This is a genomic window from Tessaracoccus pujii (assembly GCF_055326215.1).
The window spans coordinates 202177-229146 of the sequence record NZ_JBUZNP010000006.1; the positions used below are offsets into that span (position 1 = coordinate 202177).

The window sequence follows — 26970 nt, forward strand, 5'->3', positions numbered from 1 at the left end:
GAAGAATCGGCGCATGGGGCGACGTTCGCGCGTGACGGTCGGGGCGGCGCTGGCCTTCGGCGTCGCCTTCCTGGTGTGGACGCTGCTGCTCCCCACGTTCGTCGACGACCTGTGGCCCCACTCCCCCGTCTCCGACCGCTCCGTCGCCGGCCAGATCGCGGCGGCGGTGGCATTGGTGACGGCCCCCATCGTCGTGTACCCGCTCCTGCTGGTCCTCGCGTGGTGGGCCGCCCGCCGGCGGTTCCGGGCGATGGCCCGGGCGATCGCGATCGCGGTGGTGCTGGCCGTGACAGGCACGGCCCTGCTGAAGATCACGGTGGGCCGCGACCGCCCCGCCAGTCCCTGGGACTATCTGGTGAGCAGCGACCCGATGAGCTACCCGTCGGCGCACACGGTGGGCGCGACGGTCGCGGCAATGCTGGTCGCCGTGCTCGCCACCACCACCCGGCGCCCTCGCCGGGTGCGGGTCGCGGCGCACGTCCTGGGCGCGGCGGCCGTGGCGGTGGTGGCCGCAGACCGGCTCCTCCTGGGAGCGCACTTCGTCACCGACGTGGTGGGCGGGGTCCTGTTCGGCGGCCTGGTTGCGTCCGCTGCCTGCGTGCTCGGTGACGTGCACATGCTTCCGGCGGCCCCGGCACGAACCGGCCCCGGACGCCTCGTCGTGATCTACAACCCGACGAAGGTGCGCGACCTTGCCCTGCTGCACCGCTTCGTCGGGCACGACGCCGAGGCGCGCGGCTGGGCGCCGCCCATCTGGCTGGCCACCTCCGAGCACGATCCAGGTGGGGGGATGGCGCGCGCAGCGCTCGAGTCCGCGGCGGACCTTGTGCTCGTCGTCGGCGGCGACGGCACCGTGCGGGAGGTCTGCGCCGGGATGGAGGGCAGCCGGGTACCCATGGCCATCCTCCCGTCCGGCACCGGCAACCTGCTGGCCCGCAACCTCGGCGTGCCTCTGGACGCCGGCAGCGCGTTGGGGGTCGCGTTCACCGGGGCCGCGGAGGACATGGACCTGCTGCGGTACGCGGACCTGGACGGCGGCGTCGAAGGGATCGCGGCGGTGATGGTGGGCCTGGGCGCCGACGCCGCGGTCCTCCACGACACCGACGAGGCCCTCAAGCGCTCGCTCGGTCCCGCGGCCTACGTATGGGCCGGGATCGGCCACATCCGGGCCCGGCCCGTGGCTCTCCGGTTGACGGTCGACGGCAGGGTACCGCTGGAGCGCGACGCGTCGCTGGTGGAGGTGGGCAACGTCGGCGATCTGTACCCGGGAGTGTCGCTGATGCCGGCCGCGAGCGCGCACGACGGAACGCTGGAGGTGCTGGTGGCGTCGCCGCAGACGGCCGGTGATGTGGCGCGCATGATCGGCGGGGTGCTGCGGCGGTCGACGGACGAGCCCCTGCTAGACCGGGTGGAGGGACGCAGCGTCGTGGCCGAGTTCGCCGAGCCCGTGTTGTGCCAGGTCGACGGCGACGTGGTGGGCAGGGTTCAGCGGATCCGCTTCGAGGTGGTCCCGGCGGCCGTGCGGGTCGTCCTCCCCTCCACCCCTGAGAGTTGAGCCTGACACGGCTCTCGCTGGACCGCCTTGAGCCGGACACGGCTCTCGCGGGGGCTACTCGAGCCTGAACCGAGGCCCAACGCCCGGATCCGCTGTTTTGATCGTTCCAACCCCGACGAGACCAGTTTCAGGCTCAACGCAGATGGCCGGCGTCGGGGTACAGCAGCCGAGGGGGCGGTCAGCCGAGGGTGCGCACCCACCGCGCGGCGGCGTCGAACTCCTCGTCGGTGAAACCGTGGCCGATGACGGGGCGAGTCTCGTCCGCGCGCGCGTAGGACCCCAGGAAGTGCACCGTGGGGCAGATGCGGTGCAGCCCCTCCAACGCTTCGGCGACGCGCTTGTCATGCAGGTGCCCCTCGACATCGATCGAGAAGCAGTACGAGCCCAGCGTGGTCTTGGTCGGCCGCGACTCGATCCGGCTCAGGTTCACGCCGCGCACGGCGAACTGCTCAAGGATCTCCAGCAGAGCCCCCGCGTGGTCCTCACGCATGTAGGCCACCAGCGTGGTCTTGTCCGCACCGGTGCGGACGGGCACCGGCCCCGCGACCCCCACCTCCACGAACCGGGTCACCGCACCAGGGTTGTCCTCGATCTGGTAGGCCAGCTCGTCCAGTCCGTAGAGCTGACCCGCGACCCTCGCGCACACCGCGGCGTCGTAGCGCGAATCCGGGCGGGCCACCTCGGCCGCCGCGCCCGCCGTCGATCCCGCCTCCGTGATGTGGGCCTGGGGCACGGTCCGCGACAGCCAGTCACGGCACTGCGCCGCCGCGTGCCCGTGGGTCAGCACCTGGTGCACGTCGTCCATCGCGGTGCCGGGCCGGACGTACAGCCCGAACTCGACGGGGATGACGATCTCGCCGCGGATGGCCAGCGGCGAGCCTGCGATCAGCTCGTCCAGGGTGGCCGAGACCCCTCCCTCCACCGAGTTCTCGATGGGTACGACGGCGCCGCGGACCTCCCCGAGACGCACCGCGTCGAGAGCCTCGCGCACACTGGCGAAGGCGACGGCGTCGTCATCGGTGATGGTGCGCAACGCCTGGTGGGTGAAGGTCCCCGCGGGGCCGAAATAACCGAGCACGCCCTTAGGTTAGGCCATGGGCCTCCGGAGCAGCCGCGGGCTCTCCTGAGCGTCAGTCGCCCTTGTTGGCGGTCGTGGTGGCGCGCGCGATGCAGAACAGGCCGTACAGGATCAGGCCTACGCCGATGGCGATGAGGACGATCTGCCCCCCGGGCACCCCGACGAGGGACTTGAGTGCACCGTCGAGCCCGCCGGTGTCCGACGCGTCGCCGCTGACGACGGCCGCGACGAACAGGACCCCGACGATGGCCACGGCAAGGCCCTTGGCCAGATAGCCCACCACACCCAGCACCGTGAACGACCGGCGGAACCTCGGCGAGAGGTCGACGTCCTTGAGGAAGGACCTCGTGATGCCCCGCCCCATCATCGCCGCGCCGATGGCGAAGACGACGATGCCCGCCAGGACCAGCAACGCCGATCCCCACCAGCTCTGCAGCAGCACCGAACTCAGCGATTCGGTGGCCTCCTCGCCGTCGGCGGTGCCGCCTGATGCGTAGGTAAGGGCGGCCGCCCCCACCACGATGTACATGACGGCCCGACCGGCGCTCCTGGCCGCGTCGCGCTTCTTCTCGGTGATCTCACCGATGGCTACGGCGATCGAGTACGCCGCCAGCGCGAACAGGGCCAAGCCCACGAACCACAGCGCGACGGAGCCGAGCGGGTGCGCGTCGATGGCGCGCATCGCGCCGGACTGGTCCGCCGATCCGCCGACCCCCCGGGCGATGCCGATGGCGATCACCCCGATGATGGCGTGCACGATGCCGTTGACGATGTGGCCCGCGGCCGCCAGCCAGGCCGCGGCCGGGTGGTGTTCAACATCCTTGGCCTTGTCCTGCACGTCGTCCAGGATGCCCCCGTCGCTCATCCCCACATAGTAGGGGCGCCGGGCACGCCGCTACTTGAGAAGCTTCGACATCCGGCGGTCCGCCAGCGGCTTCCCACCGGTCTGGCACCCGGGGCAGTACTGCAGGGACGAATCGGCGAAGGACACCTCCGCGATGATGCCGCCGCAGACGTCGCAGGCGTCACCCGCGCGGCCGTGCACCCGCATACCCGCACGCTTGGCGTCCTTCAGCTTGTCGATCGGCACTTCGGCCGCCGCGGCCACCGCCTGGCCGAGCACCTCGCGCAGGTGCCCGAACAGCTCTGCCGCGGCGGCGCCGTCGAGGCTGTTGGCCGGCTTGAACGGGCTCAGCCTCGCCGCGTGCAGGATCTCATCGCTGTACGCGTTGCCGATGCCGGCGAGGATCTTCTGATCCCGCAGCACCCCCTTCAGCTGGGCCCGGCCCGCGTCTGCCAGCACCGAGCGGAAGTCGTCGACGGTGAAACCCGGATCCAGCGGGTCCGGGCCCAGCGCCGCGACCCCGGGCACCTCCTCGGGGCGCTCCACCACGTACACCGCGAGGTGTTTCTGCGTGCCCGCCTCCGTGAGACTGAATCCGGACCCGTCGTCGAGGACGACCCGCAGCGCCAGGCCCGACTTCCCGGGCCGTGCAGGGACCGTGGGTGCGACGTCGTGCCAGGTGATCCAACCCGCGCGGGCCAGGTGGACGATGAGATGGACGCCTTGCGCCTCGATGTCGATGAACTTGCCGTGCCGGGTCACGCGTTCCACCTCAAGCCCGGCCAGCGCGTCCAGCGGAATCCGGTAGGTCTTCAACGCCGAGAACGACACCAGGTGGCCCGCCGCGACGACACGTCCGCGCAGCCGCTCGTCCAACGCGCCGGCCAGGGCGGCGACCTCCGGCAACTCAGGCATCCGAGACTCCTCTCAGGGACAGTGTCCCCCCTGCGCGCGCCGCATCCCAGGACCGGAGCAGTTCGTCGCCGCCCATGGCGCCCTTGTCGCTCCACGGCAGGCGCGGCAGCTCCAACGCCCGGCTGAGGCGTTGGAGGTAGTCATCCCTGGGCATCTCGTAGGCGCCGAGCGTGCCGAGGTGCTCCGTGAGCCACTGCACATCCAGCAGCGCCACCCCTGCGCCCGCCAGCTCGACGGCGAGGCGCAGCAACGCCACCTTGGAGGCGTCGCGGCCGTGCACCGGATCGTGGAACATCGATTCGCCGGCGAACATCCCAGCGAGGTGAACCCCGTACAACCCGCCGACGAGGCGCCCGTCGGCATCCCATGTCTCCACGGAGTACACCCATCCCGCCTCGAACAGGGCCGTGTAGGCGTCCGTGATCCGCTGGTCGATCCATCCGTCTGGCCGCGACGGGTCGCCGCAGGCCGCCAGCACCCGCAGGAACGCCTGATCCACCGTCGTGGTGTAACGCCTGGCGGACCGACGCAGGGACCGGGTGACGTGAAGGTTGCGCACCGGAAGCAGGCCGCGCTGCATGGGCGACCACCAGCCCATCTCCAAGCCGTCCGGGTGGAGGGGCATGGGGAACACCCCGCACGCGTATCCCTCGAGGGCCAGTGCGGCGCCGAACTCCTCGGAGAACCCGATGAGATCCTGACTCGGCCAGTCCTCCGGCCGCCCGAACGTGGCTCCCAGCATCCACCCAGTCTGGCAGCCTGGAACGACAAATCCCGGGGTCGACGCGTTTGCGGGCGTGTGACACGCTTGGAAGGACGAAAGGGGACCGCCGATGAGCGATCAGAACGTCGTCGCGGTGGCGGAGGGCTTCACCGCGGATGTGTTCCACGAGTTGCTGGAGCTGGCCATCGAGGGCCGGGGCAAGCTTCCGGGCGCCAAGCACTCCGCCAAGCAGCTGCTCGCCCAGCGTTCTGACGCCGAGTCCGCCATCTCCCGCATGATCGCGCAGCACGTCGCCATGGCGGGCGGGCAGGGGTTCGTGACGAACTGGGGCGGATTCTTCGTCTCACTGGTGACCATCCCGGCCAACATCGCGGCGGCCACCTTTCTGCAGGCCCGCCTGGTGGCCGGCATCGCCCATCTCCGCGGGTACGAACTGACGGACCCCAGGGTCCGCACGGCCATCCTCATGGTCATGCTCGGCCCGGGTGCCATGGCAGACCTGGTCAGCAAGGGCATCCTGCCCAGCTCTCCGCTGGTGGTGGCCACGGCTCCGGTCTTCGACGCCCGCCTCGACGGCCAGGTGTCGCGGGCGCTGCTGGACCGGGCCCTCAACGCCATCACCGGCAAGCGCTTCGGCGTGTGGGTGGGCAAGCGGATCCCGTTGGTGGGTGGCGGTTTCGGAGCCGCCGTCGACGGGTGGGCCACCCGTTCCATCGCCATCCATGCCATGAACGAGTTCCCGAGCCGGCGGCCGAAGCTGTCGGCGGGCCACGCCGAGGACGCCTCCGCCGAGGAGACCTCGTCCGAGTAGCACCGCTGGTGGGAGTGAGCTCGGGGCTGGATGGGAGTTGAGCCGGACACGGCTCTCGCTGAGTGGCCTTGAGCCGGACACGGCTTTCGCGCAAGCCACTGGAGCCGGAACCGGCACTGAACACGGCTTGAACGATAAAGTCCCCGACTTTGCGTGTTGACATCCAGACCAGGCTCAAGCGGGCTCAGCGAGAGCCGTGTCAGGCTCAAGCGGGCCCACCGGGAGCCGTGTCCGGCTCAACTCCCGTCCCCAGCCCGGGACCATCCAAGCGACGCATGGCGGTTCAGTAGGTCCGCGGGACGCGATCGGTGATCAGGCAGGTGACCTCGTAGGTGATCGTGCCCATCAACTCGGCCAACTCCTCCACGCCGATCCGCTCGGCGCCGCTGGTACCCATGAGCACCACCTCGTCGCCCACGCCCACCGTCGGCTCCTCCGGCCCCACGTCGAGCATCGTCTGGTCCATGCACACCCGCCCGACGACGGGGTAGGCGCGACCGTCGATCAGCATCCGACCCCGCGACGACAACAGTCGCGAGTATCCGTCGCCGTAACCCACCGCGACGGTGGCCACCCACGTGTCCTGCGGGGCCCGCCACGACCGGCCGTATCCCACCGTCTCCCCCGCCGCGATCCGCTTGAGGAACGTCACCCGCGACGTCCAGCGACCAACGTCGCGCAGGGGCCGGGTGTGGGGGGTCGCGGCATCAGGGTAGGAGCCGTAGACCATGATGCCGGGGCGCACCATGGTGGTGCGGCCGAGGTCGTGGCCCAGCACCGCGCCCGAGTTGGCGGCGTGCACGAACTCGACGGGGCCGAGCACGCGCTCGACGTCAGCGACCGCCACCTCGAAGCGCCGCAACTGGTCGCGCGTGAAGTCCTCGCCGTCGACGACATCACTGACGGGCAGGTGCGTGAACACGCCGCCCACGCGCAGGTGCGACGACGCCGCCAGCAGCCCTGCGATCGCGACGGCGTCGCGCGGTTCGGCGCCCACGCGCCGCATCCCGGTGTCCAGCTTGAGGTGGACGTCCACAGTGGTCCCGGCCGTGGAGGCTGCCGCCTGCGCCTCCTCGACGGCGCGCGCATCGCCCACCGAGAGCGTGACGCCGGCGTCGATCGCCTCGCGCAGGTCGTCGACCAGTGTGGGCGTGAACTTCAGGATGGGCAGGGTGACGCCGGCCCGGCGGAGAGCCTGCGCCTCCGTCGTGACGGCCACGCCGAGCCAGTCGGCCGATCCCCGCTCCTCGATGCTGCGGGCCACCTCCACCAGGCCATGGCCGTAGGCGTTGGCTTTGACGGCTGCGAGCACCTTCCGTCCACCCGCCAGCTCTCGGGCCACGGCCAGGTTCGCGTGGAGGGCGTCGAGGTCGACGTGGAGGCGGGTCGGCGAAGGCATGGGTACCAGTGTGGACTCATCGTGCCGCGGCTGCACGACGCGGGCTTGACCCTCGCTCAGATGGACTCCGGATCCGAGCCTGTCTCGATGACGAGTTCCGCTACGGCGCGCAGCTTCACATTGCGCTGCTGGCTGGCCCTCTTGAGGCGTTCGAAGGCCTCCGCCGGTGTCACGCGGTGTCGCTCGACCAGGATCCCGACGGCCTGGCCGATCAGCCGGTGGCTCTCGATGGCACGGGTCATGTGTTCCTGCCGGTCCGCGCTGCGGTGGGCCTGGATGAGGCGATCGACGGCGAGGGCGAAGGCCTGGGCGAGGAGGTCGGCCACGATCATCTCGTCAGGGCCGATCTGGCGTCGACGGGGGAACTGGATCCACGCCCGGCAGTCGGCGAGGCTGGCCTGCGGCACGAGCAGGATGCCGGGGCGCAAGCTGACGCTGTCCGCGCTGGGTCGTCCGCCCAACCCGGCGTGAACCTCTGGAGGGAGGTCGTCGGCGGACACCGTCGTGCCCCCGCGGAACAGCACCGGGCTGCCGAGGTCGACCTGGATGGTGCAGCGGCCGGCGAAGAGGAGCTCGAACCCGTGCTCGGCCAGGCCCAGCAGCGTCGCGATGTCGTCCTCCCCAGCGAAATCGGCGCTCACGAGCGCCGCGGCTGCGCGCCGGGTCTGCGCCTCCATCTGCCGCGTGATGTCGCGGAATGTGCGGATCGTCGCGCTGAGGCCCGTGTCGGGGTCACGCACCTGGGCGTCGGCCACCGACACCCACACCGGCCGGCGCTCGCAGTCGTAGAACAACGCCTCACCGGCCCCGGAGGCCCCCGCGCGAGCCAACGCGTGCCGATCCGCGATGATGGCCAGCTGCTCGGCGTTCTCCTCCTCCGTGGGCCACCAGGGGTAGGGGGGTGAGAACGGCCCGTCGGCCATCGTGTAGCCGAACAACCGGACGAACGCCGGGTTCATCTCCATCACCGTGCCCGCGGCGTCGAAGATCAGGACGCCGTCGTGCAACGCGGACAGGAGGGCCCGGCGCCATGCGACGTCCAGCGAGTGGTGCCGGGCGCGCGCCAGGGCGGCGGCCAGACGGATCCGCACCCCGGGCAGGTCGACCGCGGCAGGCTCGTCGCCTGCCTGGTGGTCCTCGAGCAGGACCACGGGCGTGTCGGCCAACGCCGGTTCCGCGCGCAGGGCACGCAGGAAATCCAGCCCCGAGGACGAGGAGGTGAGATCCGCCAGCACGAGTTCAGGGGGATCGGCCCGAAGCAGGTCGTGGGCCTCCTCGACAGTGGCCACCGTGCGCACGTCGTAGGTGTCGGAGAGCGAGTTGCTGAGGAAGGCTGCGCGCTCGGAGTCCGGCTCGACCAGCGCCAAAGTAGGTCTGGTGCCCTGGTCCGGCTGAGGTTCCGGCAGCCACCCGCCCCGAGCGGACGTCGGCGCAGTGGCTGATGCCCGCTGGGCGCCACTGAGATGGAGGGTCATGAGCTCGGCCTTATGTGACGGTGCCGACATGGATTGTCGTCACGCCGCACACTAGCGCGCCGACGGTGCGCGGAACCGGGATATCCAGGGGCTGCCCGCGGGGCCCACATCCCGGCAGCGGGTCATCTGTGGCGGCCCCGGCCCATCGCCTCCACGGCCCACTCTCCCAGGACCCGTAGCCTGGCCTCCGCCGTCCGCCGGAGCTGGGCGAAGGTGATCCGATCCTCAGCGGGAAGCTCGCGCGCCACCCGCTGAACCTCGCCTCCCATGTACTCACCCCAGCCCACCGGCGCGTCGGCGACACACCCCCGACGTGCGCCTGCCTGCAGGGCGGTGGGATCGGCCAGCATCTCCTCGAGCAGCCCTGCCTCGATCACGAAGTCGAGGGAGTCGCGGTGAACGCACTCGAGGATGGTCACCGACGTGGACACAGCCACGTGGAACCGGTCGGCCCGACCCTGATCGGGCGACCCGCCGAACCCCAGCGAGGCACACATCCGATCGGCCGCCATCTGGGCGGCCAGGAGCCGTCGAAACGCGTTGAAGGCGGCGTCTCTCCCCGGCGGAACGCCGATCCGCACCTCATGGAGCACCCTGAGCAACCGCCGATGGACGACGGCGAGTGCCTCGGCGTCACGGGGTGCGCACTGGCTGATCGGGTTTCTCATGCTGATGGCCCTTACCGAACCGTCGCCGTGAGGACTCTGGCTCGGGAGCGACAGCTACGTTGCGGGAAGACGATGACCTGGGGGGTCCTCCTCGTGGTGGGTGGTTACCTGCCACGTACCCACAAACCGTCGGCCCAAACACGGGGCCCCTCGCGTGGACCCCGGCGGGGCTCAGTACAGCAGCGCCAGCGCGGGTTCCTGCAGGATCGACGCCACGTCGTGCAGGAACCGCGATCCCTGCTCGCCGTCGATGACCCGATGGTCGAACGCCACCGCGAGCGTGCTCACCCATCGGGGCTCGACGCGCTCGTCGGCGCCCTCGCCGACCACCCACGGGCGGCGCTGGATGGCACCCATGCAGAAGATGGCCGACTCGTCGCCGTTGATGATGGGGGTGCCCGCGTCGATGCCGAAGACGCCGACGTTGGTGATGGTGAACGTCCCCTTCGCGTAGTCACCGGGCTGAAGCTTTCCGTCCTTGGCCACCTGCACCAGCTGGTTGACCGCCTGGCACAGCTGCAGCAGGCTCAACCGTTGCGCGGACTTGATGTTGGGCACCATGAGCCCGCGGGGCGTGGCCGCGGCGATGCCGAGGTTCACCTCGCCGTAGTAGACGATCTCGTGGCTCTCCTCGTCCCACGACGAGTTGAGCTCCGGGTTGCGGCCGAGCGCCAGGCAGATCGCCTTGGCGTAGACCAGCAGCGGCGACACCCTCAGCCCCGTGAACTCGCGGCGGCCCTTGAGCGTCTCGACGAAGTCCATCATGCCCGTGACGTCCACGGTGATCCACTCGGTGACGTGCACATGCGTCTGGATGGAACGCACCATGTTCTCGGCGGTCACCTTGCGCACACCCTTGATCGGGACGCGACGCTCGGAGCGGCCCTGGTGGGGGTCGAAACCGCCGAGACCCTCCGTCGGCCCGAAACCGCCGCCGAACGTGGAGCCGCTGAAGGCCGTGCCTGCGTGGGCCTGTCCACCCGCCGGCTGAGCCGAGCCGAAGGCCGGCCCGGCACCGGCGAACGACGCGGACTGGAACGACGCGGACTCGTTGAGGATCCGCCCCTGCTTGGGCTGCTCGTCGAGGTAGCGGAAGGCCGCGGCCGCCTCGACGTCGCGCCGGGTGATGGTGCCGTCGGGCCCGGTGCCGATCACCGAGCCGAGATCCACGCCGAGGTCCTTGGCGTACTTGCGCACCGGCGGCTTGGCCTTCGCCGACCCGGGATCCGAGGCGAGCACCAGCTGGGACTCGGCCGGCGCCTGTCCTGGCGTGGGCAGGGGATCGCCCTGCGCCCGGGCGTGCACGGCGCCCGCCGGCTGCACCTCGTCGGCGCGGCGGCCGGGCGCGTGCTGTTCGTAGGCCGCCGACATCGCCTCCGCGACCGACCCCCTGTCGGCATCCTGCCCGCGACGGCGGCGTCGCGTCGGACCGGAGTCGGAGGACCCGTAGCCCACCAGGTTGGGGCCGCCTTCAGCGGCCGGCGCCGACGGCTGCTCCTCGCCGGCCACGCCGTCGTCGATCTCGACGATGGGCCTGCCCACCTCCACCGTCGTCCCCTCGGCGACGAGCAGCGCGGCCACCGTGCCCGCATAAGGCGACGGCAGCTCGACGAGAGACTTGGCCGTCTCGATCTCCACGAGCACGTCGTTGACCTCGATCACGTCCCCCGCCGCGACCCTCCAGGCCACGATCTCCGCCTCGAGCAGGCCCTCACCCGGATCCGGCAGCAGGAATTGGTGCTTCATCTCTGGCTCCTAGTAGGCGAGCGAACGGTCGACGGTGTCCAGGATTCGGTCCACACCGGGAAGGTACTCCTCTTCCACGCGGGCGGGCGGATACGGCATGTCGTAGCCTGCCACCCGCTGGACGGGCGCCTCCATCACGTAGAACAGATCCTCGTGCAGCCGGGCCGCGATCTCCGCGCCCAGGCCCAGCGTCTTCGGCGCCTCATGGACGACGACGGCGCGCTTCGTCCGCCGCACCGACGCCTCGATGGTGACCCAGTCGATGGGGCTGAGCGTGCGCAGGTCCACCACCTCCAGCGACGTGCCCTCCTCCGCCGCCACGGTCGCGGCGTCCTGGCAGGTCTTCACCATGGGCCCGTAGGCGAGCAGTGTCGCGTCCGTGCCGTAGCGCACGATCTGCGCCTGATGCATCGGCACCGGGCGGGCGGTGAAATTGACGGCACCTTTGACGTGGTAGCGCCGCTTGGGCTCGAAGAAGACCACCGGGTCATCGGACTTGATGGCCTGCTGGATCATCCAGTACGCGTCGTTGGCGTTGGAGCAGGTCACCACCTTGAGGCCGGGGGTGTGGGCGAAGTACGCCTCCGGCGACTCGGAGTGGTGCTCGATGGCCCCGATGCCGCCGCCGTACGGGATCCGGATCACCATGGGCATCCTGGTGTGCCCGCCGGTGCGCATGTGGAGCTTGGCCACCTGGGTGACGATCTGCGAGAAGCCGGGGAAGACGAAGCCGTCGAACTGGATCTCCACCACGGGGCGGTAGCCGCGCATGCACAGGCCGACGGCGGTGCCGATGATGCCGGACTCGGCCAGGGGCGAGTCCACCACGCGGTTCTCGCCGAACTCGTCCTGCAACCCCTCGGTGATGCGGAACACCCCGCCGAGCTTGCCGATGTCCTCACCCGCCAGCAGCACCTTCGGATCAGCCTGCAGTGCGCGGCGCAGCCCCCTGTTGAGGGCCTTGGCCATGGTCAGCGTCTCGCTCATGCGTCCTCCCCGAACGTCGCGGCGTACTCGGCGTACTCGCGGCGCTGCGCCTCCAGCGCGACAGTGGGCTCGGCGTAGACCGTGGCGAACAGAGCGTCCATGGTGGTGTTCTCCATGAGCGGGATCGACGCGCGGGCATCGGCACCCAGTTGTCTGGCCTCCTCCTCGACTGCCGAGAACCATGCGTCGTCGACGGCGCCCAGCCCCCGGAGGTAGGTGGTGAGGCGAGCGATGGGGTCTCGGCCCCGCCACTCATCCTCGTCGGCGCGCTCGCGGTACTTGGTGGGGTCGTCGGAGGTGGTGTGGGCCCCCATCCGGTAGGTGAACGCCTCGATGAACGAGGGCCCCTCGCCGGCGCGGGCCCGCGCCATGGCCCAGTCGGTGACGGCCTTGACGGCCAGGACGTCGTTGCCGTCCACCTGCACGCCGGGGAAGCCGAAGCCCTTCGCGCGCTGGAACAACGGGATCCGCGACTGCAGCGCGATGGGCTCCGAGATGGCCCACTGGTTGTTCTGGCAGAAGAACACCACCGGAGCGTTGTAGGAGGCGGCGAACACGTAGGCCTCGTTGACGTCGCCCTGGCTGGCCGCGCCGTCGCCGTGGTAGACGATGACGCCGGCATTCTTCGCATCGTCGTGGTTGCCGACAGCGCCGTCGAGCTGGAGACCCATGGCGTAGCCGGTGGCGTGCAGCGCCTGGCAGCCGATCACGATCTGGTAGTTCTTGAAGGTGTCCAGCTTCTCCCAGTAGCCGCCGTTGGTACCGCGGAAGAGGGACAGCATGTTGGTCAGCGGCACGCCCAGGACCATCGCGACGGCGTGCTCGCGGTAGGAGGGAAACACCACGTCCACGGACCGCAACGCGTGGGCCGAGCCCACCTGCGCCGCCTCCTGGCCGATCAGCGGGGTCCACAGTCCCAGTTCGCCGTGCCGCTGGAGTGCGGTGGCCTCCGCGTCGAAGCGTCGGGCGAGGATCATGTCCCGCAGGTACTCGACGAGGTCCTCCGTGGTGCCTGTGAAGTGGAACTCCTCGTGCTCCACGCGCTGACCGTCGGGGGTCAGCAGCTGCACCATGTCCTGGCTCTGGCCGCGCACTCGCGCTCCTCTCAGCTAACTTACGTATCCGTAGCTTACGCGAGCGTAGCTTACGGCTTTCCGCCTGTCCCGGCACATTGTCGCGGGTCCGGGGGATGTTCCGCCCGAGCCCCGCACACCACAGTGGACCACGTGACGGGCGGGCGCCACGCCCAATTGGTCGGATCCGATGACCGTCGGGTGACGGCACGGTGAACGACACAAGAAGAGCTTGACGCGGGCGCCGAGCCCCTTCAGAGTGGGGCGTGAATCATTTTGTTTCGCGGTGACCGCCCCCGCCGCCTCACGCATCGGAGAGACATGATCAACCTGACCAGGAGGGCCACGGCGACGATTGCCGCGACGGCCCTGGTGGCGAGCGGCCTCGCCGCCACCACGTTCACCCCCCAGGCCCACGCCGCCATCGGCGAGTGTGTCGCGGGCAGCCCCACAGAGACCGTCACCATCTTCGCGTTCAACGACTTCCACGGCCGGATCATCGACGATTCGAAGTCCCTCACCGACCCCTCCGCCTACCTGGCCGGCCGCCTCTTCACGCCGGTCGAGCAGGCCCGCGCAGCGCGGGGCGATGACAACGTCGCGCTGATCTCCTCTGGCGACAACATCGGCGCCTCCACGTTCGTGTCGATGATCGCCGACGACGCCCCCACGCTCGACGTACTCAACGCGGCCGGCCTCGAGGCCTCCACCGTCGGCAACCACGAGTTCGACAAGGGCTGGAACGACCTGGCCGGGCGCGTCGTGCCCGCGGCTCAGGGCTTCGAGTACCTGGGCGCCAACGTCTACACCAAGGGCACCACGACCGTCGCCGCGCCGATGGAGGAGTACACCGTCCTCGAGAAGGCCGGCATCCGGATCGCGGTGGTGGGCGCGGTGACCAGCGACCTGCCGTCGCTCGTGTCCCCCGCCGGGATCGCGGACCTCACCATCGGCAACCCGGTCGAGGCCATCAACCGCGTGACGGACGACCTGCTTGACGGCGACGAGGCCAACGGCGAGGCCGACGTGGTGCTCGCGTCGCTCCACGAGGGCGCCGCCCTGGCCACCCAGAGCGCGGCGACCAACGCCGACAACAGCGCCGCGTTCGACGAGATCTACCGCGACATCGACCCGCGCGTCGCCGCCATCTTCAACGGTCACACCCACCAGCGCTACACGTTCGACAGCGCCGACGGCCGGCCGATCGTCCAGGCCGGCTCCTACGCCGAGCGGCTCGGGAAGCTGGACCTCGTCGTCGACACCTCGGGCAAGGGCGTGTGTTCGGCCACCGACTCGCTGGTGACCCCGCCCGGAACCTCCGACGAGACGCTGCCCGCGATCCAGGCGATCAACGACATCGCGCGGGCCGCCTACGGCGTCGCGATGGTCCAGGGCGCAGAGGTGGTGGGCGAGACCTCCGCCGCCATCTCCACCGCCGGCACGGGCAACGCCGACACCCGCAACACCGAGTCCCCGATGTCCAACCTGGTGGCGGAGATGTTCCACGAGGTGCTGGGCGGCGGCGACGCCGAGTTCATCGGCATCCAGAACCCCGGCGGCACCCGCGACTCGTTCGACGCGGGAGACGTGACGCTGCGGGAGGCCGCGCTCACCCTGCCGTTCGCGAACTCGCTCTTCACCACGCAGGTGACCGGGGCACAGTTCACGAAGGTGCTGGAGCAGCAGTGGCAGCGCAACGCTGCCGGGTCGGTCCCGTCGCGGCCGTTCCTGCAGTTGGGCCTGTCGAAGAACGTCACCTACACCTACGACGAGTCACTCCCCGAGGGATCGCGGATCACGTCGGTCAGCATCAACGGTGCACCGATCGACCCCGCCGGGCTGTACACCGTCGGTGGCGGCTCGTTCCTCATCACCGGCGGCGACAACTTCCACGAACTCGGCAAGGGCGTCAACACCCGCGATACCGGCAAGACCGACCTCGCGTCCTGGACGACGTGGATCGGCGAGCAGGGCGTGCTATCGCCTGACTACTCCAAGCGCGGCGTGTCGGCCAAGCTCGCGGCCGGCCCACTCGTCGCCGGCCCAACCCCGCTCACCTTCACCTTCGGTCAGCCCCTGGCCGACGGCGTCGCCCCGCAGACCCTCGACATGTTCCTTCTCGGGGGCGACAAGGTCTCCCCCCAGCTGGCCAACACGTCGATCACGGCGTTCATCGGCGACGTCCAGGTGGGCAGCGCGCCCGTGACCGACGGCGTGGCGACCGTCGAGGTGTCGCTGAAGAAGGGCAGCCGCTTCCCCATCACGACGGGGGCGTACACGCTCCGGTTCGAGGTAGCGGAGTCCGGCACCCAGATCTACGTCCCCATCGACGTCGAGTCGAAGCGGCCCGAGAAGAAGCCGCACCCCCTCGGGAAGTGACCCGGCGCTGAGCAGATGGAAGGGGGGCCCGTATTCGTCGGGCCCCCCTTCTTCGTCACTCCTGGCACTCCCGAGGTCCGTGCGCCGACGGGCTTCGCGGATTCTGTTCCTCCAGCGCGACCTCCGGGCCCTCTGGGCCGCATCAGCACCGCCTGGAGGAACTCCTGCCGCATGACGGCCGACGCATCAGCCGGCCAGCGTGGAGACCAGCACCGCCTTGATGGTGTGCATCCGGTTCTCGGCCTGGTCGAACACCACGCTGGCCTCCGACTCGAACACCTCGTCGGTCACCTCCACGCCCTCGATGCCGAACGCGTCCCTCAGTTCTCGCCCCACCGTCGTGTTGAGGTCGTGGAAGGCGGGCAGGCAGTGCATGAACTTCACGTCCGGGTTGCCGGTGGCGCGCATCAGTTCGGCGTTGACCTGGTACGGCCGCAACAGTTCGATGCGCTCGGCCCACACCTGCTTCGGCTCGCCGAGCGACACCCACACGTCGGTGTAGACGAAGTCCACACCCGCCACCCCGGCGGCGACGTCGTCGGTGACGGTGATCCTGGCCCCCGTGGTTTCGGCGAGGCGCCGGGCCTCCGCGACGATCCCGTCGGCGTTCTGCTGGGATGCGGGGGCCACCATCCGCACGTCCATGCCCATGAGTGCGCCGCTGATGAGCAGCGAGTTGCCCACGTTGTTGCGGGCATCGCCGAGGAACGCGAACGCGATCTCCTCGAGGGGCTTGCCGCTGTGCTCGATCATGGTGAGCTGGTCCGCGAGCATCTGAGTGGGGTGCCACTCGTCGGTCAGCCCGTTGTAGACGGGGACGCCCGCATGCGCCGCGAGCGTTTCGACGACCTCCTGCCCGGCTCCCCGGTATTCGATGCCGTCGTACCACCGCCCCAGGACCCGGGCGGTATCGGCGGCGGACTCCTTGTGCCCGATCTGCGACCCGGCGGGATCCAGATAGGTCGTCATGCCCCCCTGCTCGGCCACGGCCACCTCGAACGCGCACCGGGTGCGGGTGGAGGTCTTCTCGAAGAGCAGGGCCACCTTCCTGCCGGCGAGGCGCTGCTCCTCGCGACCCTCGCGCCGCTGCAGCTTGAGTTCCGCGGACAGGTCGAGCAGGCTGCGCCACTCGTCCGGTGTGAAGTCCAACTCCTTGAGGAAGCTGCGTCCGGTCAGGCTCATCGTCGTGGCCTCTCGCTCGTGGTTCAAGAGACCACAGGGTACCCGGGGCGCACGGGTCAGCGTCGGGCGACCGCCATCAGCACGCCGTCGACGGCGGCCTCGATGTCGGCCAGTGTCCGTTCGAAGCCCTCCTCGGGGCCGTACCACGGGTCACCCAGCGGCTCCCCCTTCGGCTTGTCCACGTTGAAGTCGTTGAGGAGAGCGATGTTGGAGGCCCCCGGGGCGATCCGCTGCAGCCTCGCCACGTGCAGGGGCTCGGCAGCCACCACCAGGGTGGCGCCCTTCACGTCGGCCGCCCCGATCTTGCGCGCACGATGACCGGCGGCGTCGTATCCCGCCCGCTCCAGGGTGCGGGCGGCGCGACGGTCGATGGGGTTGCCCTCCTCCTCGCTGGACACCCCGAAGCTCTCGATGCGGACATCGAGCCCGCGCTCCTCAGCCTTGGCGCGCGCGACGCGCTCAGCCATGGGGGAGCGGCAGATGTTGCCCCAGCACACGAAAAGAAGCGTAGCCATATGCCTCACCATACCCACGCGGGTCGGGAACGCCGAGCCGTGCCGGGGTGGGTAGGATGAAGCCCTGTAGCAGGGCGAGTGACGGGGGACGACGGTGCAGATCCTGGTGGTTGACGACGATCAAGCGGTGCGCGATTCGCTCGCCCGCTCGCTCACCTACTCCGGCGACGAGGTGCAGACCGCTGCGGACGGCGTCGAGGCCCTCGCCAAGCTGGTCAGCTACACCCCAGACGCGATCATCATGGACGTGATGATGCCGCGCCTGGACGGGCTGGAAACCACCAAGATGCTCCGCGACGGCGGCAACGACACCCCCATCCTCATCCTCACCGCGCGCGACGCTGTAGGTGACCGCGTGGACGGCCTCGACGCCGGCGCGGACGACTACATGGTCAAGCCGTTCGCCCTCGACGAGCTCCTGGCGCGGCTGCGCGCCCTCACCCGTCGCTCGAAGGCGGCTCCCGAGGCGGAATCGCGGGTCCTCACCTTCCAGGACGTCACCCTCGACACGCAGCACCGTGAGGTCACCCGTGGCGGCCAGCACATCTCGCTGACCCGCACGGAGTTCGCGCTGCTGCAGGTGTTCATGGAGAACCCGCGCCGGGTCATGGAGCGCAACACCCTGCTCAACGAGGTGTGGGGCTTCGAGTTCCCGACGACGGCGAACTCGCTCGAGGTCTATATCGGCTACCTGCGCCGCAAGACGGAGACCGGTGGCCGCCCCCGGCTGATCCACACCGTCCGGGGCATCGGCTACGTCCTGCGTGAAACGCCCCCGTGATCGGGAGCTGGTGGATCCGGCTCAGACGCGGCATCGGCCGCCTTGTCAGTGGACAATCTCTGCAGTGGCGGCTGGCCCTTCTGACCGGGGTCAGCGTGGCGTTGTCGGTGCTGGTCGTCGGCGCCACGTCCTACGGGGTCACCAGATGGTCGATCCTCGAGCAGCTCGACCGCGAGCTCATCGGAGTGGCCCAGACGGCCTCCGGGACCATCGCCTCCAATCTGTTCGACCTGTCCGTCCTCTCGGCGGATCTGCTCGGCTCGTCGAACGGCATCCTCGCGCTCGTCTCCGCTGACGGGGCGCTCAGCCAGGTGCCGGGTCAGACCGTCGTGGTCCCCGCGAGCGCAGAGGAGATCGCGGTGGCGCGGATCCAATCGGGGTCCTCGGCACGCACCATCGATGTGGAGGGCACCTCGTACCGGCTGGTGTCCGTGCCGATGTCAACGGGAGGCAACTTCTACGCGGTGATGTACGGCCGGCCGACAGAATCGCTGGAGTCGACGCTGGGGTCGCTGTGGCTGGCGCTGCTGCTGGCGGGCGCCGCGGGCGTCCTGACCACGACGGTCGCGGCATTGTGGGCGGCACAGGCCGTGCTGGCCCCGGTCCGACGGCTGTCGCAGGCCGTGAAGTCTGTCACCCAGACCGACCAGCTCAACCCCATCCGCATCTACGGCCGCGATGACCTGGGCGAGCTCACCAAGTCCTTCAACCTGATGCTGCGATCCCTGCAGACCTCTCGGGAACAGCAGCGCCAACTGATCGCCGACGCCGGGCACGAGCTCCGCACCCCGCTCACGTCCATGCGCACCAACATCGAGCTGCTGCTCGCCGACGACACCTCAGGGATGCTGCCGGAGGGTGCCCGCTCCGTCATCCTGGGTGACGTGGCCGCGCAGCTCGGCGAGTTCTCCGCCCTCGTCGGGGACCTCGTGGCCCTGACCCGCGACGACCACCTTCAGCGTCCTCACGAGCCCCTCGACATGGCGGAGGTCACGGAGTCCGCCATCGAGCGCGCCCGCCGTCGCGGGCCGACCATCCGGTTCGACGTGACGCTGGAGCCCACCCCGGTGATGGGCGACCCGTCGACGCTGGAGCGGGCCATCACCAACCTGCTGGACAATGCCGTCAAGTTCTCCCCCGCCAACGGCACCATCAGCGTCACCCTGGAGGACGGCACGCTCACCATCGTCGACGAGGGCCCGGGCATCGCCGACGAGGACCTCCCGCTCATCTTCGACCGGTTCTACCGCTCGGACCGCGCCCGGAACACGCCCGGCACCGGGCTGGGCCTCTCCATCGTCGACCACACGGTACGCGTGCACGGTGGGTCCGTCCGCGCCGCCAACGACCCCGAACGCGGAGCGAAGTTCGTCATGCGTCTGCCGATGATCGCCGAGCCGAACGAGGTGCTCCAGTGAGGCTCGCGGCGTGAGGACGGGGTTGACCCCCGCGCAGAGGCGCGGGGTTTCGGTCGGCGTGGCGACAGGGCTGTACGGCCTCTCCTTCGGCGCCCTCGCCGTGGCAGCCGGACTGTCAGTACCGCAGGCCAGCGCGGTGAGCCTGCTCATGTTCACCGGCGGGTCGCAGTTCGCGTTCATCGGGGTGGTCGCGGGTGGGGGCGCGCTGGCATCCGCCACCGCGGCGGCGTCGTTGCTGGGGGTCCGCAACGCCATCTATGGCGTCACCGCCAACGCCCTGCTCAGGCCGCACGGGTGGCGCCGGTTCCTGGCGGCCCACCTCACCATCGACGAGTCCATCGCGACGGCGTCCGCGGCGGAGGATCCGGACGAGGAGCGTCGCGGGTTCTGGGCCGCTGGTGTCGCGGTGTTCGTGCTGTGGAATCTCTTCACGCTGGTGGGGGCGGTCGTGGGCAACGCGCTGGGCGATCCGGCGGCCTGGGGACTCGACGGCGCGGCCGTCGCCGCCTTCCTCGGCCTACTGTGGCCGCGGCTGAAGGGGCGCGACCCGATCGCGATCGCGGTGGTGGCCGCCGTCGTCACCGTTGCCGTGGCACCCCTGGTCCCGGCCGGGATCCCGATCATCGTGGCCGCGGGCGTCGCGGTGGGGCTGACCGTGGTTCAGCAGCGGCGCCGGACCTCCCACTCGCCTGCTGCGCGGGGAGGACACCGATGACGCTCTGGCTGTGGATCCTCGCCGCGTGCGCCATCGCGTACGCCACCAAGCTGATCGGTTACCTCGTTCCCGAGCGCTGGCTGGAGAACCCCTGGGTGTCCACCCTCTCGCACGGCGTCACAGTCGGACTCCTCGCCTCGCTGGTTGCGCTCAACACGTTCGTGGCCGGGACGGCCATCACCCTCGATGCCCGCATCGTCGCGCTGGCGGCCGCGGCCGTCGCACTCGTGTTCAAGGCGCCGTACCTCCTGGTGGTGATCGTCGGCGCGGCCGCCGCCGCCCTGGCGCGCCTGGGCGGGCTTGCGTGAACCAGCCCCTTGTCGAGGCACGGTCTGCAGGGAGGGCAAATGGCGGCCGGTGGAGCGGTTCCGCTGGGGTGGAGTCGTCGCTGTCGGCGTAGAGGGTGCCCGCGGAAGCGGGACGCGAGTGCGAAGGTCCACGCTCAGCGCGTGGACCAAAGGGTGCCACTGCGGGCATGTTTCCGCGCCGCGTGGTTCGGCACCTGAAGGTGGCAGGGGCCCGATGCGCGGGAACGTGCCGGCAGTGGCGGTGGCCTATGGCCGCGTTTGAGCGTGGGGCGGCACTGGGGGCCCGTCTCCGCGGTGGAGGGTGGGGTTCACCACCTCACAGTTCAGCAAGCAAGCAGTTCGTTCTGCTCGCAGTTCGTCTCCGGCTGAGAATTACACCCGAGTAACTTGTTCACACCTGTGGATAACACTGTGGACGCGCGTGATGGCAGGGCTCGATGACCCCTGCGAGTTCTTGACCTCCGGGAGTCCCCCGCTGTGAGAGAGGGAGTTGACAGCTGCCCATCTGGCACAGTGGTCGAATGGCGCTACCTCCCCTGCCCCACCCGCACCTCATCACGCTCCGCATCCTGGCCACCCTCGTGCTCAGCTGCCTGATCGGCCAGGCCGGATGGGCATCGGCCTTCCTGGGGGGCCAGAGCGGCTACCGGACCCATCACGAAGTCGGCGCCCTTGTCACGCTCGTGGTCACCGTCGTGGCTGCCGTCGTCTACGTCGTGCTGCGCCGTTCCGCAGGCGTGGTGAATGTGGTGCTCGCCGTGGCGATGGCACTCCTGGTCAGCATCCAGTACCTGCTGGGCAGCGCAGGCACCACCTCGGCCCACATCTTCGTGGGGGTTCTGTCGGTCATGCTCGCCACGGCTCTGACCTCGTGGACGTATCGGCACGCCATGCCACGTGCCTCCTCCTGACCGGGGCCGGAACCGCCGCCCGGCTCCAACCGGAATGCCCGGGGACGCCTGCGTTCGGCGCTGCGGCGGTACGCTGCAGATGTCCAACGAAGGACGCAGTACACCAGTCGAGGAGCTGAATGATGGCATCCGTCGAGAACGATCTCGCCCGGATCAAGGGAATCGGCCCCAAGTACGCCGAACTGCTCAAGAGCATCGGGGTGGACTCGGTCAAGGAACTGAGGCATCGCAACCCTGAGCATCTCAAGGAGATGATCGAGACCCGGCACGGTCCCGTCATCGGGCTGTCGGTGGCCGAGTGCACGGACTGGGTCACCCAGGCAAAGGCGCTCGACGTCTGAGGCTCCCCAGGCGGCGGGTCACGGCAGCCGCGGAGCGCGGCCCGGGAGCGTCAGCGTCGCACTGAGGCCGCCGAGTTCGGAGTCACCCAGGACGACGTCGCCGCCGTGATCACGCGCGATCTCGCGGGCGATGGCGAGCCCGAGTCCGCTGCCCCCCGCCTCGCGCTCGCGGGCCTCATCCAGGCGGACGAACCGCTCGAACACCCGCTCGCGGTCCCCTGCCGCGACCCCCGCGCCGTCATCCTCGACCACCACGCTCCCCTCCGTGACCGTGACCCGGACGGCGCTCTGCGCGTGCCGCACGGCGTTGTCCACCAGGTTGCGAACCACGCGACCCACGGCTGCCGCATCCACGCGCGCCGCACCGCTGCCGCGGATTTCGACGGCCACATCCGGGCGAGCCACGCCGACGGCATCGGCGGCGATACCCGCCAGGTCCTCCTCGGAACGCCGCGCAGGCGCGGCACCGACCCGTGCCAGCAGGAGCAGGTCATCCACCAGTGCCTGCATCCGCAGCACCTCGGGCCCCAGGTCCGCCGCCAGCTCCGCACTGGAGATGGCCTCAGGATGCGACCGCGCCACCTCGACGCTGGCCCGCAGCGACGAGATGGGCGACCTCAGCTCGTGCGCCGCGTCCTCGACGAAGGCGCGCTGCCTGGCCGACGCCCGTTCGAGCCGGTCCAGCATCTCGTTCAGCGTCCGGGCGAGCGCGCCCAACTCGTCATCGGCCGACGGCACGGGCAGGGCCCCTGGCCCACCCTCGCGTGCGACGCGGGCCGCCGCGCTCCGCAGCTCCTCGACCGGCCGCAGCGCCCGCCCCAGCGCCAACCAGATCACGCCGGCCAGCAGCAGGGTCAGCGTCGGCACCACGCCGACCAGCGACACCCGCAGCGCGTTCAGCACTCCCTCGACGTCGCGCAGCGGCAGCGCCACCACCACCGAGACGGGCTCACCCCTCCAGGTGGCCGGGAGGACGGCCAGCCGCGCCCGCTCGTCGTAGGCCGTCCGCAGGGTGCCGCGGCCCTGACCCAGGAGCCGTTCCAGATCGCCGGCGCCGATCACCGGGAGAGTCCGGCTCGCGGAGGCCGAACTCGCCACCACCAGACCCGATCCGTCGAGCACCTGCGCGATCTCCCCCGCCTCGGTCACCGGCAGCGGATCAGGCAGCCTGTCGTCGAGGGCGAGCCGCGCGACCGTCTCCGCCCGGGCCATGGCCACGTCGTCGAGAGCCGCGACCCTGCTCGCCGAGACCACCCCCGACAGGACGACGGCGCCCAACGCCAAACCCACGCCCAGCAGGCCCGCCGTGACGAGCGTGAGCCGGAGCCGCAGGGACAGCCCGCCCCACCGTCGGCCGGCCACAGTCACCCCGCCACGCGATAGCCCGCGCCCCGCACGGTCACGACAGCGTCGCGCCCCAGCTTCCGGCGCAGGTAGCCGACGTAGACCTCGACGACGTTGAGGTCCTCACCCGTCCCGTCCCAGACGTGATCACGCAGCTCGACCTTCCCGACGACGCGATCCCCGTGCCGCATGAGGTACTCCAGCAGCGCGAGCTCCCGGGTGGTGAGGTCGACGGGCTCCCCGCCCAGCCGCACCGCCCGCGCCGCGGGATCCAGCTCCAGGGAGCCGATGCTGAGCACAGCGGGCCGCGCTTCGGCGGGCCGCCGGACGAGTGCCCGCAGCCGAGCCACGAGCACCACGAAGGAGAAGGGCTTGGTGAGGTAGTCGTCGGCACCGAGGTCGAGGGCGTCCGCGACGTCGTGCTCGCCGTCCTTGGCGCTCAGCATGAGCACGGGCGTCCACACCTTCCGCTCCCGGAGGGCGGCCACCACCGCGTAGCCGTTGCGCCGCGGAAGCATCACGTCGAGGACGATGGCGTCGTAGTCGCCGTGCGTGGCCAGCGACAGGCCCGTGTCGCCGTCGTGGGCCGTGTCGACGGCGAACCCCTCTGCCGCCAGGCCGCGCTGGAGCGTGCGCGTGAGTCCGCGCTCGTCGTCGACCACCAGTACCCGCACTCCCCCATCCTGCCACCGGCCCGCACAACCCCGACGACGCTCTCAGCGTCCTCTCAGCGGGGCTCGTCTACCGTGGACGCATGACCGAACGACGCTCCCTTCTCCGCTCCCCGTGGGTCGCCCCGATCGCGGTGACCTCCGCGGTCGCCGTGGGCATCCTGGCGCAACCGCTGTTCGCCGCCGGCGAAGCCAGCGACCTGCCCGAGTTGTCCGCCGAGGAGCTCGTGGCCCGGGTCCTGGAGTCCGAGCCGCAGGCCATGTCCGGCACCGTCGTGCACACGGCGCGGCTGGGGCTCCCGGACCTCCTCTTCACCGAGGCCAGCGGCGCGGACCCCATGAGCCTGCTGGGCGGAAGCTCCACCCTCCGGCTCTGGACGGACGGAGAGCAGCGCTCGCGCGTCGCCCTCCTCGGCACCATGTCCGAGTGGTCCGTCGTCACCGACGGCCCAGAGGTATGGACCTATTCGAGCACCGACGACGAGGTCGTCCACTACAGCGTCAGCGACGCGGACCGCGCGCGCCTCGAAGCGATGAGTGAGCAGGCCCGCGAGGAGGCGCTCGCCCGTAAGGCCGAGCTGCCCACCCCCCAGGAGGCGGCCGCTGAGGCGCTGGCCAAGATCGACGAGTCCTCCAGCGTGCGCGTCGACGCCCAGACCACCATCGCCGGGCGCGACGCCTACCAGCTCATCGTGACCCCGGACACCGACGGCACCCTCGTGGACCGCGTCGTGCTCGCCGTCGACGGCGAGACCATGACGCCGCTGCGCGTGCAGACCTGGAGCACCCTGGACGAAACCGCCCCCGCCCTCGAAGTGTCCTTCACCGACATCGACTTCACCGCACCCAACGATTCGGTCTTCGCCTTCTCACCGCCCGCGGGTGCCACCACGCGCGACGTCGTCGTGCCCATCCCCGCCGAGGGAACGGAGATGCCCGCCCACGAGATGGCAGAGGGCGCGCACGAGAAGCCCACGGTGCACGGCACCGGCTGGGAGACCGTCATCGAGCTCACCGGCGTCGACATGGCCGCCCTGCTCGCCGAGGACCCCACGGCCGTCGGCGGCCTGCCGGAGGACTTCACCGGCTCCGAGGAGGCGAAGGACCTCATGGAGGAGTTCAAGCCCGAGCACGGCGGCGGCATGGATCTGGACACCGGTGCGCTCTTCGAGCAGCTCACCACCGAGGTTCCCGAGGGTCGCCTGCTCAGCTCCACGCTGCTCAGCGTCCTGGTGACCGACGACGGGCGCGTCCTCGTGGGCGCCGTTCCCGCCGAGACCCTGCGCGCGATGGCGTGAGCGCCCCTGCGATCCGCACCGAGGGACTGACGAAGCGGTTCCGGTCCGGGCAGGTCGCGGTCGACGGGATCGACCTCGTCGTGCCCACCGGGTCCGTCTACGGTTTCCTCGGCCCCAACGGTTCCGGGAAGACCACCACCATTCGCATGCTGCTCGGGCTGGTGCGGCCCACCGCCGGCGCGGCCTGGCTCCTGGACCAGCCCATGCCCGATGCCGGCGGCACCGTCCTCCCGCAGGTCGGTGCACTGGTCGAGGGCCCGGCCTTCCACCCCTATCTCAGCGGCAGGGCCAACCTGGTGCGGCTGGACGCCTGCGACGCGACGGCGGATCCCGCCACATCCCGGGCCCGCATCGACACGGCCCTGGACCGCGTCGGCCTCACCAATGCCTCCCGCAAGCTCTACCGGCAGTACTCCCTGGGGATGAAGCAGCGGCTCGGGCTCGCCGCCGCCCTGCTTCGCCCGCGCAGGCTCCTGGTCCTCGACGAGCCCACCAACGGCCTCGACCCCCAGGGCACCCGCGAGGTGCGCCACCTCATCCGGGAACTCGCCGGGGAGGGCGCCACCGTGCTGGTCTCCTCTCACCTTCTGGCGGAGATCGAGCAGGTGTGCACCCACATCGGCATCATGGGCCAGGGCAGGCTGCTGGCCCAGGCCGAACGCAGCGAGCTCGCCGCCGACGACGACTCCCGCCTCGTCGTCACCACCACGGCGGACAGCATGACCGCTGCAGCTGAGGTGCTGGCATCGCTCGGCCTCGAGGAGGTCCGGGCCGACGGCGTGGAGGTGCGGGCCCGCCTGGGAGCCGTACCCCCGGGGCGCGTCTCGGCGGCCCTCGTGCACGCCGGCATCGACCTGGTGGGCCTCGAGGTCCGCCGTCGCAGCCTGGAACAGCTGTTCGTGGAACTGACGGGGGAGGGCTTCGATGTCGCGCGCTGAGGGCTCCTTCGGCCGGCTGCTGCGCAGCGAGCTCCGCCTCCTCTTCGGCAGACGGCGCACGCTGGCCCTCCTCGCCGGGCTCGGCGCAGTGCCACTGCTGCTCTCCGTCGTCCTGTTCATCGCCCAGGGCTCGGGCCTGGAGGGACAGGGGCCCGGCTTCATCGGCCGCGTGACCGGCAACGGGCTGTTCCTCGTCGTCGCGGCACTGTTCATGTGCCTGCCGTTCCTGCTCCCCCTCACCATCGGGATCACGGCCGGCGACTCGATCGCCGGCGAGGCGCAGGCCGGCACACTGCGCTACCTGCTGACCCTTCCCGTGGCACGGACCCGCCTCCTGGTGGCGAAGGCGCTCGTGGCCCTGGCCTTCGCGCTGGCGGCGGTGCTGGTGATCGCCGTCATGGCGCTCGCGGCAGGCGGGGCCTTCTTCGGGCTGACCGAGATGACGCTCCTGTCCGGCTCCACCGTCTCGCTCGGTGATGGGATGGCGCGGATGCTGGGTGTCGCGGCGTACGTGGCGTTGTCGCTGACGGGACTGGTGGCGGTGGGGGTGTTCTTCTCCACGCTCACCGAGGTCCCCGTCGGGGCGATGGCGGCCACGACCGTGGTGGCCGTGGTGTCCACGGTGCTGGACTCCCTACCCCAGCTCGCGGCCATCCACCCATACCTGTTGACCCATCACTGGTTCGACTTCGCGGAGTTCCTCCGGATCGAAGTGGACTGGGGCGTCCTCGGCTCTGGACTACTCGTGCAACTGGGCTGGGTTGCGGTGTTCGCGTCGCTGGCGTGGGCACGGTTCCGGTCCGCCGACGTGACCTCGTGACCTCCCCCTGCGGTGATCGTTCCTCCAGGCTGACTCTCGGGCCCTCATCGCCCCTGAGCCCCTGACTGGAGGAA

Annotated in this window: 26 protein-coding genes; 12 read left to right on the forward strand and 14 right to left on the reverse strand. The window is 70.4% G+C overall.

Features of this window, described 5'->3' with window-relative positions:
- Positions 1-13: 13 nt before the first annotated feature.
- Entirely contained in the window at positions 14-1555 is a 1542-nt protein-coding gene (locus tag ACZK5N_RS10655; protein WP_459018665.1) for a bifunctional phosphatase PAP2/diacylglycerol kinase family protein, read from the forward strand.
- Positions 1556-1733: 178 nt separating this feature from the next.
- On the opposite strand, the gene pheA is transcribed toward ACZK5N_RS10655, so the two are convergent.
- Genes pheA through aat form a run of 4 tightly spaced genes read right to left on the reverse strand, consistent with a single transcriptional unit; the run spans position 1734 to position 5134 of the window.
- A complete protein-coding gene (pheA, locus tag ACZK5N_RS10660; protein WP_459018664.1) occupies positions 1734-2633 on the reverse strand; it encodes a prephenate dehydratase in 900 nt (299 codons plus the stop codon).
- A 52-nt stretch (positions 2634-2685) separates the two neighbouring features.
- Positions 2686-3498, reverse strand: coding sequence for a DUF1206 domain-containing protein (locus ACZK5N_RS10665; RefSeq protein ID WP_459018663.1), 813 nt, complete (start codon positions 3496-3498; stop codon positions 2686-2688).
- A gap of 30 nt (positions 3499-3528) precedes the next feature.
- Complete coding sequence (locus tag ACZK5N_RS10670; RefSeq protein ID WP_459018662.1) at positions 3529-4392, reverse strand: Fpg/Nei family DNA glycosylase; 864 nt, start codon at positions 4390-4392, stop codon at positions 3529-3531.
- Complete coding sequence (aat, locus tag ACZK5N_RS10675) at positions 4385-5134, reverse strand: leucyl/phenylalanyl-tRNA--protein transferase (RefSeq protein ID WP_459018661.1); 750 nt, start codon at positions 5132-5134, stop codon at positions 4385-4387. The genes ACZK5N_RS10670 and aat overlap by 8 nt, the downstream gene beginning before the upstream one ends.
- 91 nt (positions 5135-5225) lie before the next feature.
- On the opposite strand from aat, the gene ACZK5N_RS10680 reads away from it, so the two are divergent.
- Entirely contained in the window at positions 5226-5927 is a 702-nt protein-coding gene (locus tag ACZK5N_RS10680; RefSeq protein WP_459018660.1) for a hypothetical protein, read from the forward strand.
- 283 nt (positions 5928-6210) lie between these two features.
- Here the strand turns inward: ACZK5N_RS10680 and alr are convergent, their stop codons facing one another.
- From alr to pdhA, 6 genes are all read right to left on the reverse strand, one after another.
- A complete protein-coding gene (gene alr / locus ACZK5N_RS10685) occupies positions 6211-7326 on the reverse strand; it encodes an alanine racemase (RefSeq protein ID WP_459018659.1) in 1116 nt (371 codons plus the stop codon).
- Between the two features lie 56 nt (positions 7327-7382).
- Positions 7383-8801 (reverse strand): ANTAR domain-containing protein, encoded by a 1419-nt coding sequence (locus tag ACZK5N_RS10690; protein WP_459018658.1) that lies wholly within the window; start codon positions 8799-8801, stop codon positions 7383-7385.
- Positions 8802-8923: 122 nt separating this feature from the next.
- Positions 8924-9469, reverse strand: coding sequence for a hypothetical protein (locus ACZK5N_RS10695; RefSeq protein WP_459018657.1), 546 nt, complete (start codon positions 9467-9469; stop codon positions 8924-8926).
- Between the two features lie 171 nt (positions 9470-9640).
- Positions 9641-11215, reverse strand: coding sequence for a dihydrolipoamide acetyltransferase family protein (locus ACZK5N_RS10700; RefSeq protein ID WP_463624905.1), 1575 nt, complete (start codon positions 11213-11215; stop codon positions 9641-9643).
- Positions 11216-11224: 9 nt separating this feature from the next.
- Complete coding sequence (locus tag ACZK5N_RS10705; protein WP_459018655.1) at positions 11225-12202, reverse strand: alpha-ketoacid dehydrogenase subunit beta; 978 nt, start codon at positions 12200-12202, stop codon at positions 11225-11227.
- The gene (gene pdhA, locus ACZK5N_RS10710; protein ID WP_463624906.1) at positions 12199-13296 is read right to left on the reverse strand and encodes a pyruvate dehydrogenase (acetyl-transferring) E1 component subunit alpha; all 1098 of its coding nucleotides are present in this window, start codon (positions 13294-13296) and stop codon (positions 12199-12201) included. The genes ACZK5N_RS10705 and pdhA overlap by 4 nt, the downstream gene beginning before the upstream one ends.
- Before the next feature lie 300 nt (positions 13297-13596).
- Between pdhA and ACZK5N_RS10715 the strand changes: the two genes are divergently transcribed.
- A complete protein-coding gene (locus ACZK5N_RS10715) occupies positions 13597-15654 on the forward strand; it encodes a bifunctional metallophosphatase/5'-nucleotidase (RefSeq protein WP_463624907.1) in 2058 nt (685 codons plus the stop codon).
- Positions 15655-15840: 186 nt separating this feature from the next.
- On the opposite strand, the gene argF is transcribed toward ACZK5N_RS10715, so the two are convergent.
- Positions 15841-16836, reverse strand: a complete 996-nt coding sequence (argF, locus tag ACZK5N_RS10720) for an ornithine carbamoyltransferase (RefSeq protein ID WP_463624936.1) — start codon at positions 16834-16836, stop codon at positions 15841-15843.
- A 56-nt stretch (positions 16837-16892) separates the two neighbouring features.
- Complete coding sequence (locus tag ACZK5N_RS10725; protein WP_459018652.1) at positions 16893-17351, reverse strand: low molecular weight protein-tyrosine-phosphatase; 459 nt, start codon at positions 17349-17351, stop codon at positions 16893-16895.
- A 94-nt stretch (positions 17352-17445) separates the two neighbouring features.
- Here ACZK5N_RS10725 and ACZK5N_RS10730 point away from each other — a divergent pair, with 94 nt between their 5' ends.
- From ACZK5N_RS10730 to ACZK5N_RS10755, 6 genes are all read left to right on the forward strand, one after another.
- Entirely contained in the window at positions 17446-18132 is a 687-nt protein-coding gene (locus ACZK5N_RS10730; RefSeq protein ID WP_459018651.1) for a response regulator transcription factor, read from the forward strand.
- Positions 18129-19550 (forward strand): sensor histidine kinase, encoded by a 1422-nt coding sequence (locus ACZK5N_RS10735; RefSeq protein ID WP_459018650.1) that lies wholly within the window; start codon positions 18129-18131, stop codon positions 19548-19550. Before ACZK5N_RS10730 ends, ACZK5N_RS10735 begins: the two co-directional genes overlap by 4 nt.
- Before the next feature lie 10 nt (positions 19551-19560).
- Positions 19561-20265, forward strand: coding sequence for an AzlC family ABC transporter permease (locus ACZK5N_RS10740; protein ID WP_459018649.1), 705 nt, complete (start codon positions 19561-19563; stop codon positions 20263-20265).
- Positions 20262-20573 (forward strand): AzlD domain-containing protein, encoded by a 312-nt coding sequence (locus ACZK5N_RS10745; protein ID WP_463624908.1) that lies wholly within the window; start codon positions 20262-20264, stop codon positions 20571-20573. The genes ACZK5N_RS10740 and ACZK5N_RS10745 overlap by 4 nt, the downstream gene beginning before the upstream one ends.
- A gap of 521 nt (positions 20574-21094) precedes the next feature.
- Positions 21095-21484: a hypothetical protein gene (locus ACZK5N_RS10750; protein WP_463624909.1), complete on the forward strand. Its 390-nt coding sequence runs from the start codon at positions 21095-21097 to the stop codon at positions 21482-21484.
- Between the two features lie 122 nt (positions 21485-21606).
- Positions 21607-21825: a DUF4332 domain-containing protein gene (locus ACZK5N_RS10755; protein ID WP_463624910.1), complete on the forward strand. Its 219-nt coding sequence runs from the start codon at positions 21607-21609 to the stop codon at positions 21823-21825.
- Positions 21826-21843: 18 nt separating this feature from the next.
- Here the strand turns inward: ACZK5N_RS10755 and ACZK5N_RS10760 are convergent, their stop codons facing one another.
- Both ACZK5N_RS10760 and ACZK5N_RS10765 read right to left on the reverse strand, forming a co-directional pair.
- The gene (locus ACZK5N_RS10760; RefSeq protein ID WP_459018645.1) at positions 21844-23193 is read right to left on the reverse strand and encodes an ATP-binding protein; all 1350 of its coding nucleotides are present in this window, start codon (positions 23191-23193) and stop codon (positions 21844-21846) included.
- Positions 23190-23843 carry a response regulator transcription factor gene (locus tag ACZK5N_RS10765; protein ID WP_459018644.1) on the reverse strand — a complete coding sequence of 218 codons (654 nt, stop codon included), beginning with the start codon at positions 23841-23843 and terminating at the stop codon, positions 23190-23192. Before ACZK5N_RS10765 ends, ACZK5N_RS10760 begins: the two co-directional genes overlap by 4 nt.
- A gap of 80 nt (positions 23844-23923) precedes the next feature.
- Here ACZK5N_RS10765 and ACZK5N_RS10770 point away from each other — a divergent pair, with 80 nt between their 5' ends.
- From ACZK5N_RS10770 to ACZK5N_RS10780, 3 genes are read left to right on the forward strand one after another with little or no spacing between them, the layout of a single operon-like run.
- Positions 23924-25138: a LolA family protein gene (locus ACZK5N_RS10770; RefSeq protein ID WP_463624911.1), complete on the forward strand. Its 1215-nt coding sequence runs from the start codon at positions 23924-23926 to the stop codon at positions 25136-25138.
- Entirely contained in the window at positions 25135-26076 is a 942-nt protein-coding gene (locus ACZK5N_RS10775; protein ID WP_459018642.1) for an ABC transporter ATP-binding protein, read from the forward strand. Before ACZK5N_RS10770 ends, ACZK5N_RS10775 begins: the two co-directional genes overlap by 4 nt.
- Positions 26063-26896: an ABC transporter permease gene (locus tag ACZK5N_RS10780; protein WP_463624912.1), complete on the forward strand. Its 834-nt coding sequence runs from the start codon at positions 26063-26065 to the stop codon at positions 26894-26896. The genes ACZK5N_RS10775 and ACZK5N_RS10780 overlap by 14 nt, the downstream gene beginning before the upstream one ends.
- Positions 26897-26970 lie beyond the last annotated feature (74 nt).

Excerpts from the sequence above, each read along its gene's own strand:
- ACZK5N_RS10690 (WP_459018658.1), bottom strand. The coding sequence starts at position 8,801 with ATGACCCTCCATCTCAGTGGCGCCCAGCGGGCATCAGCCACTGCGCCG.
- aat (WP_459018661.1), bottom strand. The coding sequence starts at position 5,134 with ATGCTGGGAGCCACGTTCGGGCGGCCGGAGGACTGGCCGAGTCAGGAT.
- alr (WP_459018659.1), bottom strand. The coding sequence starts at position 7,326 with ATGCCTTCGCCGACCCGCCTCCACGTCGACCTCGACGCCCTCCACGCG.
- ACZK5N_RS10725 (WP_459018652.1), bottom strand. The coding sequence starts at position 17,351 with ATGGCTACGCTTCTTTTCGTGTGCTGGGGCAACATCTGCCGCTCCCCC.
- ACZK5N_RS10695 (WP_459018657.1), bottom strand. The coding sequence starts at position 9,469 with ATGAGAAACCCGATCAGCCAGTGCGCACCCCGTGACGCCGAGGCACTC.
- ACZK5N_RS10745 (WP_463624908.1), top strand. The coding sequence starts at position 20,262 with ATGACGCTCTGGCTGTGGATCCTCGCCGCGTGCGCCATCGCGTACGCC.
- ACZK5N_RS10780 (WP_463624912.1), top strand. The coding sequence starts at position 26,063 with ATGTCGCGCGCTGAGGGCTCCTTCGGCCGGCTGCTGCGCAGCGAGCTC.
- ACZK5N_RS10770 (WP_463624911.1), top strand. The coding sequence starts at position 23,924 with ATGACCGAACGACGCTCCCTTCTCCGCTCCCCGTGGGTCGCCCCGATC.
- argF (WP_463624936.1), bottom strand. The coding sequence starts at position 16,836 with ATGAGCCTGACCGGACGCAGCTTCCTCAAGGAGTTGGACTTCACACCG.
- ACZK5N_RS10705 (WP_459018655.1), bottom strand. The coding sequence starts at position 12,202 with ATGAGCGAGACGCTGACCATGGCCAAGGCCCTCAACAGGGGGCTGCGC.
- ACZK5N_RS10755 (WP_463624910.1), top strand. The coding sequence starts at position 21,607 with ATGGCATCCGTCGAGAACGATCTCGCCCGGATCAAGGGAATCGGCCCC.
- ACZK5N_RS10680 (WP_459018660.1), top strand. The coding sequence starts at position 5,226 with ATGAGCGATCAGAACGTCGTCGCGGTGGCGGAGGGCTTCACCGCGGAT.
- ACZK5N_RS10655 (WP_459018665.1), top strand. The coding sequence starts at position 14 with ATGGGGCGACGTTCGCGCGTGACGGTCGGGGCGGCGCTGGCCTTCGGC.
- ACZK5N_RS10750 (WP_463624909.1), top strand. The coding sequence starts at position 21,095 with ATGGCGCTACCTCCCCTGCCCCACCCGCACCTCATCACGCTCCGCATC.
- ACZK5N_RS10700 (WP_463624905.1), bottom strand. The coding sequence starts at position 11,215 with ATGAAGCACCAATTCCTGCTGCCGGATCCGGGTGAGGGCCTGCTCGAG.
- ACZK5N_RS10715 (WP_463624907.1), top strand. The coding sequence starts at position 13,597 with ATGATCAACCTGACCAGGAGGGCCACGGCGACGATTGCCGCGACGGCC.
- ACZK5N_RS10670 (WP_459018662.1), bottom strand. The coding sequence starts at position 4,392 with ATGCCTGAGTTGCCGGAGGTCGCCGCCCTGGCCGGCGCGTTGGACGAG.
- ACZK5N_RS10665 (WP_459018663.1), bottom strand. The coding sequence starts at position 3,498 with ATGAGCGACGGGGGCATCCTGGACGACGTGCAGGACAAGGCCAAGGAT.